15 protein-coding genes are annotated in these 16,864 nt (G+C 54.9%); 12 read left to right on the top strand and 3 right to left on the bottom strand.

From position 1 onward, the window contains the following. Positions 1 to 67: 67 nt before the first annotated feature. Positions 68 to 817, top strand: coding sequence for a CpsD/CapB family tyrosine-protein kinase (locus AC1MDT_RS11140; RefSeq protein ID WP_480422759.1), 750 nt, complete (start codon positions 68 to 70; stop codon positions 815 to 817). Between the two features lie 44 nt (positions 818 to 861). On the opposite strand, the gene galE is transcribed toward AC1MDT_RS11140, so the two are convergent. The 3 genes from galE to AC1MDT_RS11125 are packed head-to-tail and all read right to left on the bottom strand — an operon-like array spanning position 862 to position 6,031. Continuing rightward, positions 862 to 1,839, bottom strand: coding sequence for a UDP-glucose 4-epimerase GalE (gene galE / locus AC1MDT_RS11135; RefSeq protein WP_480422071.1), 978 nt, complete (start codon positions 1,837 to 1,839; stop codon positions 862 to 864). A 44-nt stretch (positions 1,840 to 1,883) separates the two neighbouring features. Further along, positions 1,884 to 4,499, bottom strand: coding sequence for a cellulase family glycosylhydrolase (locus AC1MDT_RS11130; protein WP_480422070.1), 2,616 nt, complete (start codon positions 4,497 to 4,499; stop codon positions 1,884 to 1,886). A gap of 5 nt (positions 4,500 to 4,504) precedes the next feature. After that, entirely contained in the window at positions 4,505 to 6,031 is a 1,527-nt protein-coding gene (locus AC1MDT_RS11125) for an O-antigen ligase family protein (protein WP_480422069.1), read from the bottom strand. Positions 6,032 to 6,124: 93 nt separating this feature from the next. Here AC1MDT_RS11125 and AC1MDT_RS11120 point away from each other — a divergent pair, with 93 nt between their 5' ends. The 11 genes from AC1MDT_RS11120 to AC1MDT_RS11070 all read left to right on the top strand — a co-directional run bounded on the left by AC1MDT_RS11120 (position 6,125) and on the right by AC1MDT_RS11070 (position 16,697). Beyond that, entirely contained in the window at positions 6,125 to 7,501 is a 1,377-nt protein-coding gene (locus tag AC1MDT_RS11120) for an oligosaccharide flippase family protein (RefSeq protein WP_480422068.1), read from the top strand. Between the two features lie 138 nt (positions 7,502 to 7,639). Further along, complete coding sequence (locus AC1MDT_RS11115; protein WP_480422067.1) at positions 7,640 to 7,834, top strand: hypothetical protein; 195 nt, start codon at positions 7,640 to 7,642, stop codon at positions 7,832 to 7,834. Next, on the top strand, positions 7,831 to 9,297 hold the full coding sequence (locus tag AC1MDT_RS11110) for an FAD-dependent oxidoreductase (RefSeq protein ID WP_480422066.1): 1,467 nt from the start codon (positions 7,831 to 7,833) through the stop codon (positions 9,295 to 9,297). Before AC1MDT_RS11115 ends, AC1MDT_RS11110 begins: the two co-directional genes overlap by 4 nt. Before the next feature lie 131 nt (positions 9,298 to 9,428). Beyond that, on the top strand, positions 9,429 to 10,046 hold the full coding sequence (locus AC1MDT_RS11105) for an acyltransferase (RefSeq protein ID WP_480422065.1): 618 nt from the start codon (positions 9,429 to 9,431) through the stop codon (positions 10,044 to 10,046). Then, positions 10,039 to 10,995 (top strand): glycosyltransferase family 2 protein, encoded by a 957-nt coding sequence (locus AC1MDT_RS11100; protein WP_480422064.1) that lies wholly within the window; start codon positions 10,039 to 10,041, stop codon positions 10,993 to 10,995. Before AC1MDT_RS11105 ends, AC1MDT_RS11100 begins: the two co-directional genes overlap by 8 nt. An 8-nt stretch (positions 10,996 to 11,003) precedes the next feature. After that, a complete protein-coding gene (locus AC1MDT_RS11095) occupies positions 11,004 to 11,528 on the top strand; it encodes a serine O-acetyltransferase (protein WP_480422063.1) in 525 nt (174 codons plus the stop codon). A 44-nt stretch (positions 11,529 to 11,572) separates the two neighbouring features. Then, positions 11,573 to 12,550 (top strand): glycosyltransferase family 2 protein, encoded by a 978-nt coding sequence (locus AC1MDT_RS11090; RefSeq protein WP_480422062.1) that lies wholly within the window; start codon positions 11,573 to 11,575, stop codon positions 12,548 to 12,550. 7 nt (positions 12,551 to 12,557) lie between these two features. Then, on the top strand, positions 12,558 to 13,544 hold the full coding sequence (locus AC1MDT_RS11085) for a DUF535 family protein (protein WP_480422061.1): 987 nt from the start codon (positions 12,558 to 12,560) through the stop codon (positions 13,542 to 13,544). A 26-nt stretch (positions 13,545 to 13,570) separates the two neighbouring features. Next, entirely contained in the window at positions 13,571 to 14,773 is a 1,203-nt protein-coding gene (locus tag AC1MDT_RS11080; RefSeq protein WP_480422060.1) for a glycosyltransferase, read from the top strand. Further along, entirely contained in the window at positions 14,770 to 15,957 is a 1,188-nt protein-coding gene (locus AC1MDT_RS11075; protein WP_480422059.1) for a glycosyltransferase family 2 protein, read from the top strand. The genes AC1MDT_RS11080 and AC1MDT_RS11075 overlap by 4 nt, the downstream gene beginning before the upstream one ends. Beyond that, complete coding sequence (locus tag AC1MDT_RS11070) at positions 15,957 to 16,697, top strand: WecB/TagA/CpsF family glycosyltransferase (protein WP_480422058.1); 741 nt, start codon at positions 15,957 to 15,959, stop codon at positions 16,695 to 16,697. The genes AC1MDT_RS11075 and AC1MDT_RS11070 overlap by 1 nt, the downstream gene beginning before the upstream one ends. The last annotated feature ends 167 nt before the right edge of the window (positions 16,698 to 16,864 follow it).

The following is a 16,864-nucleotide window of genomic DNA, read 5'->3' as shown; positions in this document are numbered from 1 at the left end:
GAAAATAGACATGGAAATAATCAAGCCCGATACCGAAAATTCGGAGCAACAGCCTTCGTCAGGTCTCATGACAACGCCAAAGGCGATGACAGCGACCACGCAGTCTGCAGGGCTGAATGCGCTCAGTTATGTGCACACACGAGTTGTACCGCTGCGGCCAGACCATCTCGAGCGCAATCGCATTGTGGCTTACAACAAAAATTCGAATATGAGCGGGGCTTTCGATCTGCTGCGCACGCAAGTTCTGAAAGTCATGGAAGAAAATGGCTGGCGCACGCTCGCCATAACCTCGCCGACGCCAGAGGCAGGCAAGACGGTATTGGCGATCAACCTGGCAATGAGCATCGCCCATCACACAACCAAGACGGCATTGCTGGTGGATTTCGACCTGCGTCGCCCGACAGTGGGTGCCTGCCTGGGCCTGTCGATGGAGAAATCGCTCAACGAATTGCTGGCCAATGAAGCAGAGTTGCAAGAGGTGCTGGTCAACCCGACCTTGCCGCGCTTTGTCGTCCTGCCGACGCGTGTGCCGATTCCTCACTCCACTGAGGTGCTTTCATCGCCCGCGGTGAGCCATTTGATTACGGACCTGCGTGAGCGTTACGACTCACGTATCGTGATTTTCGACTTGCCGCCATTGTTGAGTTCGGATGATGTGATTACCGTCTTGCCTAAATTCGACTGCGTGCTGCTCGTGGTCGCCAACGGCATGAACACCAAGAAAGAAATCGAGGAAAGCCTGCATCATCTGGGGACAGCCAATTTGATTGGCACGGTGCTGAACAAGGCCGAACACCAAAATCGCTCTTATTACTAGAGCGTCATCCTCAGGCGCTCGGCGTTAAGCGCGAGCGCCGACTGTCAGTACCAAGGATACTTCTGCTCCCAGCTCCAGGCGTGAGCCACTATCTGTTCAAGCGAGGCAAACTGCGGTTGCCAGCCAAGCAAGGCGCTGGCCCTTCGTGGGTCGGCCACAAGGCGTGGCGGGTCGCCGGCACGGCGTGACGCTTCGCTGATGATGATGTCCTGGCCGGTTACGCGGCGCGCGGTATCTATCACTTGCTGTACTGAAAACCCTTGACCGTTGCCGAGGTTGAAAGCCGTGCTTGCACCCCCGGCCAATAGGTAATCCACGGCAAGTGCATGAGCGGCAACCAGATCGACAACGTGGACGTAGTCACGAATACACGTGCCGTCAGGCGTGTCGTAATCACGGCCGTACACAGTGATGTTTGTGCGCCGGCCTGAGGCCGCTTGCAGGACCAGTGGCAGCAGGTGGGTTTCCGGTTCATGGCGTTCACCCAGCTGTCCCTCAGGGTCTGCACCGGCGGCATTAAAGTAGCGCAGGCACACCGATTTCAGCCCATAGGCGCGGTCGAAATCTTCAAGCATCTGCTCCACCATCCACTTGCTGCGACCATAAGGGTTTATCGCGGCCTTGGGATGTTCTTCGTCGATGGGTACATACATCGGGTCGCCATAGACGGCGGCAGTCGAGGAAAAAATGAAGTTTTTAATCCCCGCTCGAACCATGGCTTGCAACAGCGTCAGGGTGGCAGCCAAGTTATTTTGGTAATACTTGGCAGGTTCTGTCACGGATTCGCCTACCTGAATAAATGAGGCGAAGTGGAACACGGCATCAAAGTGTTGCGCGCAAAACAAGGCGTCCAAGGCTTGCGCGTCGGCGATGTCCAGTTCAACCAATTTCCCGCCCACCAAAGCGCTGCGGTGACCCGTGGAGAAGTTATCTGCCACCACCACTTGGTGATCTGCGCGCAATAGCTGCTTAACCATGTGCGAGCCAATGTAGCCAGCGCCGCCAACCACTAAAAATTTCATCTTGTCCTCCTGGAAACTTTGCTGTGCAAGCGCAGATTAGAGCGTCAGAGAGGGACGCTTTTTTTCAGAAACAACCAGTTGGAAGCTTGCCGACCGTCGAACTTGATCGTATAGCGCCCATCAAGGTAGGTCGCGGGTAGCGGCTTCATTTGCGCAAGTATGCCGTGGGTGAAAAGTGTCAGGCCTGGCGGTGCCTTAATGGTCAGCGTGCCTTCGAGGGGCTCAACATAAAAAGGTGTTTTGTCGCCGTCTTTGGGGATGGCGCGGGTGCCTAGCGAGATCAGCAAGTCCTGCGAATGGTCGACTGGCACGTTGTCCAGGCTTTGCACCACCACACTGGCATTAGCCGTCTTCACTTGAACCTGGATGTTGCCAAGGTTGATCGACTCGCCACCGATCCAGCCGGTCGCTGCCTGGGTGCGCGGCGTGTCGATGGTGTAGATACCTTGTTTCCAGTTGCGCTTTATTTCACCCGTGTCTGTCGTTGACTCGCTGGCATTGGCGTCCAGCAGTGACTGGTCCGGGTCATGAAATACCTGTGCATTGCTCGGGATAACGCTCTGCTGCAGCCAGGATAATTCCGGCGTCTGTGGCATGGCGATTTGCAGCTTGCCTTTCTCCATGGCCGTGCGCAGTAACGCAGAGTTGGCCGGTGAAATGTTTTGATTGAATAGAGTGCCTGGTGTCGGCGCGAAGACATAGGTGGTGTTTGCTTCGCGAACATCTGCACGACGATAAAGTAAAGCGGCGGCAGGCAGGGTGGCCAGCAGTTCAGGGTCGTTATAGGCGTGCCAGTTGCCGGCAGTCATCCATTCGCCGGTTAACGGCTCCTGGCTGTAGGCATATTGCATCAGCGCATCCCAGCCTTGGTAGCTGGCGGTGCCGGCGATATAAAGTGGCAGCGAGTGGCGATCGGGTGTCGGGAAGGGTTCATTGTTCCACTCGGTGACGGTCAGGGGTTTGCCGATGACCTGGCCGGCGGCAATCCAGTCAATTAAACCGTCGCTGGTGAGCGGGTTTTTCTCTAGCTGCCCCGTGCCGCCGTAACTATGAACGTCAATCACGTCGCCGGCCGTAAGGGCAGGCAAGGAGCTCAGGCCATTGCCGCCCCAAGTGCTGGTCGTGGCGATGGGCACCTTCACGCCTAATGCGCGCAGGTGCTGAATCATATCAACGTTGAAACTTCGCTCCAGATCGTTAAGGAACAGCTTGGAAGGGCCGGGCTCCCAGGCGCGCCAGGTTTTGTTGGCCGATAGATTGTGTTCGTTGGCAAAACCCGAGGCCGCTTGCATATAGAGCTTGTTGTGCTTTGGAACGTTTTTGTCTGGCAGCAGGGCATTGCCATAGTGATGGGTGACGTCGTTTTCGTTGGTAATCAGTACTGCGGCGATCGCCGGATCGTCTTTGTAGGCGAGACCGGTATAGGTGTTTACGTGAGTCAGATAGGCTGCGGCAAAGCGCTTCATCGCCTGCTGAATAGTGATGTTTACATACGCATAGCCCTTGATGTCGGCGTTGTTGATGCTGTTTTTTGGCATCTCTTCGAAGCCATAAATATTGTCTTTTGCCGTAACGGTTCGCTCGACGTGCATATCGAGCCATACATAAATGCCCTCGTCTTTCAGGCACTTGATCCACCAGTCGATTTTTTTCAGCGATTCCTCGCTTGGTTGCTGGGTGTCCTGTGTGAGCCTGGGGTCGCCAAAAATGTTCGGGCTGGCCCAGGGGGAGTCATGGTGATGAAGTCGCACGAGATTGAAGCCGAGTGCAGACAGGCGTTTAGCCTGTTGCTTGATTTCATCGTCTGGCGTGCGGAACAGTGCATACGAGGTGACGTTGGTACCCCAGAAGCGAGCCGGGGTGTTGTCCGCGAATAGCAGTTGCTCACCGGACGCTTTGACGAAGCCGTGCTTGCCTGCAGGTTTTTCGTCAGCGTTAAGAAAGGACAGATCGACTGGTGAGGTTTTCCAGTCGAGCTTGTCACTCGGCCAACTCTTTGGGTCCGCGAGGCCGAAGCGCTCGGAAGTGGTAGGGCCGAGTGCCACATCGCCAGATATGCTTAAGGTGGCCTTGATGTTCTGACTGCCGGGCTTGATCGTGTCTTTATAGAAGAAAGCTCGTACCTCGGATTTATCACCCGGTTCAAAATACACTCTCGCCAGTGCAGGCTCGAAACGCATCTCGATGTGTCGCCCTTGTGCATTCCCCCAAGACCAGCCTTTGTTGTCAGGGAGCAAAACCGGCTCGCCCATTTCTCCTGAGAAAAGGGCAGGGTCGAACTTGAAGACAACACCTCCGCCCATCACGCCCGTCTTCGTGCTGTGTGCATCCAGGGCAAAATCCCAGGTCAGTTTCTGCTCGTCTTCCTTCTGGATTTTCGTAGCCAGGTCGAAATCCAGCTTTTTGTTCTGGCCTGCCAGAGAGTAGTTGTAGGGGGCGTTTACCTTGAATTCGGTTGCAAAATACGTCCAGGCCCAGTTGCCCTCAAAGAAGATGAATTTAGAAACAACGACGGGGCTGCCGCCATGCACCAGCACTGGCAGGCCGGTTTGATCATCGACGCTGGCGACCCAGTCTGATGCCCAGGTGCTAAACGGCCAAATAGTTAAAGACAACAGAACCGGAAGCAGCAGGCGGGTGCGGCGAAAAAGTTTGGCCATGGGGGTTACCGGAATTGGAGGTGGGCACTTGTAGTGACTGTAGTTGAGGTGCGCTTGAGTCCGCGCGCCATCTGAGCATAGGCAACGCCCAGTCCGGCGACCGACCAATACACCACAGGGATCACAGTGATGCTGCTAACGGTAACGATGGTCACCAGTATCCCGACCAGTGTCGCCAGGAGCGCACGCCCAAGTCGGCGCGACTCATCGTCTTTACCGGGGAACGAACGCATCCCCTTGCGAATGCCTTGCAGGACACAGACGAAAAAAGCCACGAAAAGCGTCAGTCCAATCAAGCCGAACGACAGTGCTACGCCAATATAGGTGTTCACGATATCGACGATGCCCTGGCCCTGAGTCAAGGACTGCATTTCCGGTGTGCTGCGGAAATCGAAAGAACCCAGCCAAGGGTTGCGCTGGATAACGATCACTGCGTTATCAATCAAGCGCTGCCGGTAGGTGATGTTCTCTACTTCCACTGTGCCAATGAACGGTAGCAGATCAAGTACTTTTTGCCCGCCCGGCACAATGGCCAACAGGGGAAGGGCAAGCGCGCTGGCGACCGCCAGCAGCATCAGGCGTTTGACAGCTTTACGGCCTGAGCCGATGAACACGACGATCATGGTGGCAGCACCGATCCAGGGGCCACGCGACAGCGGTGCGAACAGACCACCGGCGAGCAGGAGCGCGCCGAGGCTTCTTTGCAATCGGCTGCGTACATTTTCCTGCAAGTACAGGTAAAAGCCGATGGCCACGCTGATGACATACCCCAGCGCGATGGCCTGGCCGGTGGTGACGCTGGCGCGTAATGAGCCACCACGGTTCAAGTAGCTGGACAATTCAAATTGCAGGCCCATGGCGTAAGTCAGCGCATTGTAGAGCAGCCAACTCCGGGAGAACTCGAAGAGACCTATCAGCGACAGCAGCATGGCGGCGAGAACAAAACCGAACATAGCGTCCTTGAAGTCGCTGAGGTTCTTCAGCGCTCGGCTGGCAACGTAGTAAGGCAAAAAAACTTCGAGTAACAGGTAGAGCGTTTGGCGCAACGTGTCGGTGATCGTGGTTTCGCGCAGGTAAAGCACGCTCGTCAGCATAATGAAGGCGGCTAACAGCTTGTCAGGCCAGGTGCGTCCGAAAGGGATCGTGTCTGCTTGCTTGCGTAATGCGAGATAAGCCGGAAGCAACACACACAACGCCAATAGACGAATTTGGTTAAGGGCAAAAAAATGGTTCATCAGGCCGAAGCCGGGAATTTCCGCCGCGGCCGGCGGGATGAGAAACAGCAGAAGGAAAAACAGCGCCACCGGGTTGCGTTCACTTTTTTGGGTGAAGGACAAAATGAGGGCGGCAATGCCCGCGTACACCCAGAAGCTGTGCGAAACAAAGGCCAGTAGCGTCAATGCGAACCATAGATTGCGCCGACGGGTGAAACTGCGGTCAGGAATCAGGTCGGCTGCTGGTCGACGGGCGATGACAAAAACGATGCCAGCAAGGACCAGAATGACGATTAACGCGCGAAAGTGTTCAGGCATGGATGGTCGGACTTATAGATTGATGAGAGAACCATTAGTTGAATGGCAAAATGCGACTATAGTACCTTTCGTGCCATTGAGTCCGAGGTTGTTATGTCGTTAGTTGATTTATCGCCATCGCCAAGCCTTCGCAGGCGAGCGATATCTGCTGGGGCGTGGAATCTCGGCGCGCTTGTTACGTCTCAAGCCATTCGTTTGGGTGGCAACCTTGTCATGGCGCGCCTGCTGATGCCGGAGATGTTCGGCATCATGATGATCGCCACCACCGTTTCGGTGGTTCTGCACTTGCTCTCCGATGTTGGCTTGCGCCAGAACATCATCCAGAGCCCGCGTGGCGACGATCCGGTGTTTCTCAATACCGTGTGGACGGTGCAGATTGTCCGGGGCCTTATACTTTTTGCTTCGACACTTTTAATTGCTGGCTTCACCTGGTTCGCTCAAGTCATTAACTTGTGGGCGCCCAATTCCACCTATGCAACACCGGAGTTGCCGCTGGTGCTGGCGTTGACTGGTGTTTCAGCGATCTTCTATGGTCTCCAGTCGACCAAAGTCGACTTGGCCGTACGCGCTTTCCAGCAGAAAAAAGTCGTGCTCGCCGAGTTTGCATCCCAGCTTGTCGGTCTTTTGGTGATGCTGGTCATCGGTTACTTCACCCGGTCTATCTGGTCGTTGGTGGGTGCGGGTCTGGTCTCGGCAATTGTCAGCGCTCTGCTGGGACATTTCTGGTTCGAGGGCCCGCCTAACCGTCTGCATTGGGAGCGTGCTGCTCTCCAGGAATTACTCGTCTTCGGTCGTTGGATACTGTTGTCGTCGGCAGTGGGCGTATTGGCCATGTACGGTGATCGCTTCTGGTTCGGCGGCAGCATGACGGCTAACGAATTGGGCGTTTACTCCATTGCTGTGTTGATTTTGGGAGCGCTTCAACTTGGCTTGCAAAGGTTGTTCGGGGCGGTGGCCCTGCCGGCCTTCAGTGAGGCCTCAAGAACCAATGACACCGTACGGCTCCACGCTTTGTACTACCGCTTGAAATTGATGTTCGATCTTGTCTCGCTGTTTTTCTGTGGACTGTTCTGGACCGGCAGCACACTGCTCATCAGCATCTTGTACGATGCGCGTTATGCCCAGGCCGGCAGCATGATGGCAATTCTTTCACTGTCTTTTTTCACAATGCGCTATATGGTGGCACATCAGGTCTGGATTGCCTTGGGACTCACCAAGTACCAGGCCATGGACAACATTATTCGCGTGGTCTCGTTATGGGTGCTGCTGCCGCTGCTGCTGGCAATTGGTGGGGTCAAATATGCGATTTGGGGCGTCGCCCTGCATACCTTTCCTACACTTGTCCTGATTTTCTATGTCAATTGTCGTCTGGGGCTGTTCAATCTCAAACGCGAGCTGGTGGTGCTGCCGATGCTGGCAGTGGGGGCTTTGTGCGGGGAGCTGTTGACGGGTCTTGCTAAATGGCTTTGATTCGATCTGTTTCTCTTCTGGTTTCCAGCGCTGCGACAGGGCGTCGCCATTGAGGGGTTGATGGTGATTCCAAAAATGTTGACCGTGATGTGTAGTTGAAATCTCCAACGCAATCTCGATGTTGTGGAACTTTGGATCATGAGAAAAACTGATTTGAATATCCCTGTAATGGGACGCAGAGGCTTCCTTCAGGCGTTTGCCCTGTTAAGCCTTGGGGGAATCACATTTGGATTTTCCAAAGCCGTTGCTCGACCTTCTGCTGGCAAATCCGAGTATGTTGTTATCAACGGATGGGTGCTGCCTGCCCAGCATTTTCGGCAAACAAAAGCATGATTAAAGACTACCAGTCGCAAAAGGAACTCCGGCCCTTCTATGACTTCTGCATCGTAGGCGCCGGGCCGGCCGGCATTACGCTGGCCTTGCGTCTCGCCGGCAATGGTTGGCGTGTGCTGCTTATCGAAGGTGGGGGGCACGAGTATTCAGAGAACTCGCAAAACCTCTACAAATGCCCTTCGACAGGCCTTGACGTCTACGCCGAGGAAACTCGCCTGCGCTACCTTGGCGGGACCTCCAATCACTGGGCCGGGCGATGCCGTCCCTTTGAACCCTCCGATTTTAGCGTGGGCCCTCCCGTGCACTTGCCCGGCTGGCCAATCGCGTTTTCCGAGATCGAGCGTAATCTGCCTGCGGCCATGGATATTTTAGATCTTCCGCCGCACTCTGGATTCAAGGCTATCAATGCGACGTTGGACGGTAACGACTTTGAGCCTGATCGTTTCTTGCTCAGCCCACCGACGCGATTTGCACAAAAATATGCCAAGGAACTCAATGAGACCGAAGGGCTTGATGTTTTCATCAACTGCAACTGCGTCGATCTTGAGTTTGACAGCAAGACCGGCCGCATAGAGACGATCGTCGTCTCGGACTACGAGCTACATCAAGAACGAATCACGGCAAAACAATTCATTTTGGCGACAGGCGCGATCGAGAATGCCAGGCAGCTACTCAACAGTGAATCCCTGATAGCGGGCGGCATCGTTAGCAAGGATGGATTCGTCGGTAGATGTTTCATGGAGCACCTGAACGTTGATATGGGGACCTTCATCCTGAAAGACGGGCAGAGTGAGGATACTCGACAGTACTTCACGACCGATGCATTCGTGAAGGAGCACCAGTCGGGCAAAGGGAACGTGACGGCCTCACTTGTATCTGAAGTGAAATCCTATGGACGAATGGCGGCCATCAAGAGTTTTTTCGAGAATCTCGTTTGCGAAGCAGGCGGGGAGCAAAAAATCGAATTTATTACCAGGTTCGATTGCCCTGGGGATGGGGTTCTCGGCACGTTGATTGAGCAGTTCCCCAACCCCAATAGTCGCGTTTCTTTGCTCGAAGGGCGAGATGCGCTGGGGATGCGCAAGGCAAGCATTCATTGGGAGCTGAGCCCTGCAGACAGGAATACCATCAAGTCCATAGGGCTGGAAGTGGCGAAGAGCTTTGCCGAAACAGGGTTGGGCTTTGTCAGGTTGGATGAGTGCGTTTATGACGCGACTCTGCCACTGAAGGTCAATCCCCATGCTCATCATATGGGGACCACGCGAATGGCGAGCTCGCCTGAGTTTGGAGTGGTCGACGAGAACTGCAAGGTGTTCGGTGTCGAGAATCTTCATGTGGCGGGCAGCAGTGTTTTTGCTACCGGCGGCGCCAGTAATCCTACGATGCCTCTTCTACAGCTTGCCCTGAGGTTGGCGGATTATCTTAACCAACAATCGGGGCCCGTGGTGGGCAAGTATTCCTGAGAAGAATATTTGTGGTTTATCAGATTGTTAAGTTTTCGAGAGGGGCTATTCTGAGGTAGTGGGTAACCAAGAATCAGGGTGAATTCAACCCTGGCACGAATGTATATCGCTGAATTTTTGAGGCTGACAGGATGATTGGTCTACTAAAGCGCGCTATTGCTCATTACGCCAAAACAACAGGCCGGGGAACCTCACTCTATAAAAAGCTATGTAAACCAGACGGGTATGAATGGGCTAAGCATATGGCGCGATGGGGGGGGCTGCACTCCGCCGGTAAAGGCGCATGGATCAACCTCGGGTGCAACATCACCGACCCTGCGATGCTTCGAATCGGTGACAACGTAGGTTTATCGGATTGCACAATCTTCGGCCACGATGGCCTCGTCCATGTGCTCAATGCGCGTGACGGAACAAAACTCGATTCTGTCGGCGCCGTCGATATCCGTGCGAATTCCTTTATCGGCCATGGCGCTATCATCATGCCGCGCGTGACGATCGGCCCGGATTCAGTGGTGGCCGCTGGTGCTGTTGTACTGAGAGACGTTCCACCCGGGATGGTGGTCGGGGGTAATCCAGCCAGAGTTATCTGTACGATGGAAACGCTGGTGAAGAATATCGAAGAGCGTTGCGCCACTTATCCGTGGATCGACCTCATCCAGCAGCGGGATGGTTTATTTGATCCGGAACTGGAGCCAAAGCTGCAAGCGATGAGAGCAGAGTATTTTTTTGGCGAACAACCCAATGGTTAATGCTCCTCTGGATGTATTGGTCGTTAATTACAATACAGCGGATCTGTTGCAACCAATGTTCAAGGCGTTGCGCCAGCCCGATAGTGCGAACCCGGCGCGCTATCTGGTGGTGGACAATGCCTCTGTCGATAATTCGCTGGAGCGCCTGGCAACTGTTTGCCCCGAGGCATTGTTGCTGGCCAATGAAAATAATGTCGGTTTTGGTCGGGCCAACAATCAACTGGTTGAACACCTGCAGGGCAAGTACGCGTTACTTCTCAATACCGATGCCTTCGTGGCCGCGGATACCCTGAACAAGACGCTCGAGTACATGGAAGCGCATCCTGATTGTGGTGTGCTCGGCGTTCGGTTGGTCGGGCGAGAGGGTGATTTGCAACCGTCCTGTCGTTTTTTTCCGACGCCGTTGAATGTGTTTCTGTCTCGCACAGGGCTTGAACGATTTTTTCCGGTGGTGAAGCAGGTCGATGATATGGCCTGGGATCACGCCTCGGTCCGCGAGTGCGACTGGGTGCCCGGCTGCTATTACCTGATCCGCCGTGAAGTCATCGACCAGGTTGGTCTGTTCGACCCGCGCTACTTCCTTTATTACGAGGAAGTGGACCACTGCAAACGCGTCAAACAGGCGGGTTGGAAGGTGGTGTTCTACCCACACACCACCGTGGTGCATATTGGTGGTGAAAGTGCCAAGTCGGTGGTCGAGCTCAATGCGGTCAGTCGACAGATACCCAAATTACAAATCGAAAGCGAATTGTTGTACTTCCGCAAGCATCACGGTCGGTTGGGGTTGGCCTGGCATATGTCTCTGGTGTTTCTGGGGGATCTGATCCTGGCGCTCAAGGCCTTGTTGAAGGGCCGCGGCCGGGCCGCAATTGGCGCGTGCTGGGAGCATGCCCGGGTGACCTGGGCGCTACTGCGTGAAACCAAATTCGCTAGCCAACCCACACGGTAGAGCCAATTATGTTCGAAAACATACGTGCGGATTTGCATGCCTACGCGGGTGACTGGGGGGCTCAGGGGTTCTGGGTGATGCTGGTTTATCGCTTTGGACGCTGGCGCTACGGGGTGCGCCCGGCGCTGTTACGCAAACTGTTCTCCTTTATCTATAAAGTGCTCTTCAAACTGGTGCAGATCATCACGGGTATCGAGCTGCCGTGTGAGGTGGTGGTCGGGCGCAACTTCGTCATCGATCATTTTGGCGGAATCGTCATCAGCGGTTACGCGCAGTTTGGCGATGATTGCCGTATCCGTAATGGCGTCGTTGTGGGCTTGAAGAATGTGAATGAGCCCATTGCTCCGGTGATGGGCAACAACGTCGATATCGGCGCCGGGGCCAAGGTGCTGGGCAATATCCGCATTGGTAATAATGTCGTGATTGGTGCCAACGCCGTGGTGTTGACCGATGTCCCGGACGATTCGGTAGCGGTGGGTGTTCCTGCGACTATCAAAAAAAGGCGGCGGGCAGAAGAGAAGGAATTCTCATGAGCCATCCGATGGGCTATTTCGATTGCGTCGCTGAGTAAAACTCCATGGCTATGGGCATTGGTGTCGTTGTCATCGGTCGCAATGAAGGCCTGCGGCTTGAGCGTTGCCTGGCTTCGCTGGCGGGCACGGCGCAGAAGATTGTTTATGTCGACTCTGGATCAACGGATGGTTCAGTGCAGATGGCGCAGCAGTTTGGGGTCGAGGTGGTCGAGTTGGACATGACGATTCCCTTTACGGCCGCGCGCGCACGCAATGAAGGATTTGCCTGCGCGAAACGCTTGTTGCCGACGATGGGTTATGTGCAGTTCGTCGATGGTGATTGCGAGGTTGACGGCGGCTGGTTGCTCCAGGCACAGGCCTTTCTTGATGCACATCCTGATGTGGCGGTGGTTTGTGGACGGCGCCGAGAACGTTACCCAGAGCGCTCGATATACAACTTGTTGTGTGATCTCGAATGGGACACACCGATCGGTGAGGCCAAGGCTTGTGGTGGCGATGCGCTGATGCGGGCGGACGCGTTCGCCGCGGCGACCGGGTTTCGAGCAGATCTGATCGCCGGGGAAGAACCCGAGTTGTGTGTGCGCCTGCGTGCGAATGGATGGAAGGTCTGGCGTCTGGCTGCGGAAATGACCTTGCACGATGCGACCATGACCCGGTTCGGCCAGTGGTGGCGGCGAACCCTGCGCGGTGGCTATGCCTTTGCCGAAGGCGCCTCTTTGCACGGGGCCGCGCCGGAACAACACTGGCTACGTGAGTCGCGCCGTGCCTGGTTCTGGGGCTTGGGTATCCCACTGGCGACTATGTTCACGACCCTGATGCTGGGAGGGTATGGGCTACTTTTGCTGCTGATCTATCCATTGCAAGTCGTGCGCCTGGCCCGCCGGGGCAGTGGATCGGCGCGCGAAAACTGGCTGCTGGCGTTCTTTCTGGTATTGGGAAAATTTCCCGAGATGCTCGGGCAGGTCAAGTTTCTTTTGAACAGATTCGGCGCCGGAAAATCCGCGCTGATCGAATACAAGTGAGACTGTCATGAATCATTGGCTGATCGTCAAAAACGCATTGTCCTTACATGCCGGGTATTCTTTAAGAGCGTTGAAAAACAAGCTTAAATTAATGATTTTAATGGGTGAAAACAGGGCCGAACTGAAGTTGTTTTTGGGGCGAATGTCGAGCGCTCTGGGTAGCGCCGGTTTTGAGAAGCTGGGCGGGGATTGTGTGGGGGTTGTTCATTGGCCATACATCAGTAAACGCTGGAGCCTTCAGGATAAATTAGATGTATTGGCTTCGCACTATGAAGTGGTCACAAAAAATTGTCCGCAGTTATTGCTTTTGGGTCGAAATGAACGTCTGGTGTTAAGTGACTTGTCAGCGTTCGCTGCGGGTTGTTCCCTGGTACTGGATCGTCCGATATGGTTTATGCGTGAAGGGGAGTTGGTTCTGAACTTGTTTCAGGGCGATTTGCGTATAGCATCAATAGCATTCACCTTGAGCAGAGCAGGAGGTGATACCGTTATATTTATTGGTGCCGTTCAAGGGATACACAAAGGCGTGGACAGCGAACGATCCTTGAGTATCTACCGGGAATTAACAAAAAGCTTTGAAGGGCTTCGGCCCAGAAGCTTCCTGATTGAAGTTATTAAATATATTGCACGTCATATTGGCGTTACGAAAATTTATGCAGTAGGGGATGAGGATCGTCACCACCGTCATCCTTATTTTGGAGCTCATAAAGCGCAGGAGCTGGCGGCAAATTATGATGTTATCTGGCTGGAGCATGGAGCGATTCCGTCAGAGCGTGAAGACTTTTTTGAAATCCCCATGGCCCTGTCCAGCAAGGCGCCTGAAAGTATTCCTTCGAAAAAACGCGCCATGTACCGCCGGCGTTATGAACTTCTAAATGATACTTTTCAAAAAATAGACAGCGTGCTGCAAGGCAGCTATGCAGCCAGCGCCGCTGTGCTGTTTGTAGCGCCTGACAACTGTACCGCTGTGGAAAATACCTACAGTAATAACTAACTATAACGACATCTGAATTGGTTCCTATGCGTATCGCTTATTTCATCAATCAATACCCCAAGGTCAGCCATAGTTTTATCCGGCGCGAAATTTTGGCGTTAGAGCGTCAGGGCCTTGTGGTACAGCGTATTGCGCTGCGTGGCTGGGATGCCGAGTTGGTGGATGCCGAGGACGTGTCCGAACGCGATAAAACTCTCTATGTGCTGCAGGGCGGATTGAAAGCGCTGTCAGGGCCGGTGCTGCAGGTGCTCCGCGCCCAGCCACGACGCTTTTTTTCGGCGTTGTGGCTGGCGCTACGCATGGGCCGGCGTGCTGATCGTGCCTGGCCGTACCATTTGGTCTATCTGGCTGAGGCGTGCCGCCTGCTGTCCTGGTTGCAGACGTTCGGTGCCGAGCATGTGCATGCGCATTTCGGCACCAACTCCACCGAGGTGGTGATGCTGGCCAACGCACTCGGCGGGCCGGCGTACAGTTTTACCGTGCATGGCCCCGAAGAGTTCGACAAACCTCAGTTTATTCATCTGGGCGAGAAAGTCCGGCGCGCGGCTTTTGTCGCGGCTATCAGTTCTTATGGGCGCAGCCAGCTGTTTCGTTGGGTGGATCATGCGTACTGGTCAAAGGTAAAGGTCGTGCATTGTGGGCTGGAGCCTGCGTTTCACGATGTGCCTGCCGTGGCGGTACCGTCGGTGCCGCGATTTGTTTGCGTGGGGCGCTTGTGTGAACAAAAGGGCCAACTATTGTTGCTTGAGGCCGCTCGCATCCTGGCAGCGCAAGCCTTGGTATTTGAGATAGTACTGGCTGGCGATGGGGAAATGCGTGCAGAAATCGAAGCGCTGATTGCACGGCATGGCTTGCAGGCGCATGTTCGAATTACAGGCTGGATCAGTAGCGAGCAGGTGCGCGCGGAAATTCTGGCGGCGCGGGCCTTGGTGTTGCCGAGCTTCGCCGAAGGCTTACCGGTGGTCATCATGGAAGCCATGGCCTTGCGTCGCCCCGTACTGACAACCTATGTGGCGGGTATTCCCGAGTTAGTGCGTCACGGTGAGAACGGTTGGTTGTTTCCCGCTGGAGCGGTGGACGAATTGGCCGCGGCGCTGGCGGACTGCCTCGCGCAACCTGTCGAGGTGTTGCAGCGGATGGGCGAGGCGGCTTATCAGCTCGTGCTGGAGCGACACGACATCGATACCGAAGCGGCCAAGCTGGCTAATTTGTTTAAGGCGCAAGCATGATCACATTACTGGGTTGGATGTTCAGCGCACTGTTGTTACTCATTGTCCTGCCGGTGTTGGTGCTATTTATCCAAGTGCTGCTGGCCTGCCTGCCTGTGCAGTCGCTCCCGTCGGCGCAAGGATTGCGACCACGGCTGGCAGTGTTGGTGCCGGCACACAATGAATCCTCGGTCATCGTCGCGACGCTCAGTACCATTGTGCCGCAGTTGCTGGAAGGGGACCGTCTGTTGGTGGTGGCGGACAACTGTTCTGACGACACGGTCGCGCTGGCGCGCACGGCGGGCGCCGAGGTGGTGGAGCGCCGCAATGATCACCAACGTGGCAAAGGTTATGCGCTGGACTTTGGGGTGCGTTATTTGGCGAGCGCTGCACCAGACGTCATTATCATTGTCGACGCTGACTGCCAGGTGAGCGAAGGCTCGATTGAGCGTTTGGCAATTTGTTGCATCGAATCAGGGCGGCCAGCCCAATCACTTTATTTAATGCGTGCTCCAGCAGGTTCCGGGCTAAAAGTGCAGCTTGCTGAATTTGCCTCGTGTGTGAAGAATCTGGTGCGGCCGCAAGGTTGGGCCCGGCTCGGTTTGCCCTGTCAGTTAATGGGCTCGGGAATGGCTTTCACCTGGCGGGATCTATCCTTAATCAATTTAGCCAGTGGCCACATCGTCGAAGATTTGAAGATGGGCCTGGATTTCTGCCGAAGCGGCAAACCGCCGTTGTTTTGCCCCGATGCTCTGGTAACAAGTTATTTTCCGCGCAGTGAAGTGGGCTTAACTACCCAACGTACGCGCTGGGAACATGGCCATCTAGGGGTCATTCTGGGTGATACGCCAACGTTGCTGGTGGAGTCGATTGGCAAGGGCAACAGGAATCTGCTGGCCATGACCCTGGATTTGCTGGTCCCGCCGCTGGCCTTGCTGACATTGGTCCTGGTGGCGGCATTTGGTCTTTCATGGCTGGTATTTCTATTGGCCGGAATCTTGGCGCCAGCATTGATAGCTTCCATCGGGGTCACCCTACTGGGTGTGACTATCTTGTTGGCATGGAGCCAGTTTGGCCGCGGAATCATTTCTTTTTCAGCCTTGTTGTATGCGCCGTTCTACGCGCTGAAAAAAATCCCCCTGTACCTGGGCTTTGTGCTGAAGCGCCAGGTTGAGTGGGTGCGTTCGAAGCGAGATGACAATTGATGCGCGCGTTAGCCTGGCAGCGTAACTGGCAAACGATTGTCCAGAAACTCAGGGTGGTCAACGATAGTGCTGATGAACAAAGATTGGTTGATGCGTTATCCAGTACTGAGGTAACGACAGTGCTTGGATTCGTCAATGCCCATGCCATGAACCTGGTGGCGGGCAACGCCGACTACTATGACGCGTTGTCTGCTGCTGACGTGTTGTTGCGAGACGGCTCCGGCATGGCCATCCTGTTTCGCCGACTCGGCCTGGAGCCGGGGCTGAATATGAATGGCACAGACTTTATCCCCAAATTACTGGCTGCATTCAAGGGGCGGCGTGTGGCTTTTTGGGGGACTGAAGAGCCCTTTCTCGCCAACGCGGTACGGCGTAGCGAAGCGGTCTATGCGGTCAATGTCGTTTCTGCTCACCATGGATTTGATGAGGTTGAGGCCTACATAAACCTGGCCCGGCAGTGTCAGCCAGAGTTGGTTGTGTTGGGTATGGGCATGCCCAAGCAAGAAGCCGTCGCTGCCAGGCTAGCGGACAGCGGCGTACCCTGTCTGATCGTATGCGGAGGGGCAATCCTCGATTTTCTCGGCGGCAAAGTGACTCGTGCTCCGCAATGGGTGCGTGGCCTCGGTTGCGAGTGGGTGTTCAGGTTAGTCAGTGAGCCAAAGCGGCTATTCAGCCGTTATGTGGTGGGCAATCCGATGTTCTTGTTGCGCTCGCTGATCTGCAAAGATGCTGGACGTTAGATCAATAGCCCGGTTGTTTGACGCCCAGCCGGGTTTCCGGGCGGCATCATCAAACACGGCGCGTGCCACAACGGCCTTGCAAAACGCTGACGTAGCATCTTTACTCTGCTTGGCATTGTCGGCTTGATGGGTATGTTAAATTATTTTTTTCATTAAGGTTGGAGACA

Source organism: Pseudomonas sp. ASL7, assembly GCF_056680375.1.
The sequence above is the reverse complement of the archived record's forward strand: the minus strand, read 5'-3'. Positions and strand labels throughout refer to the sequence as shown.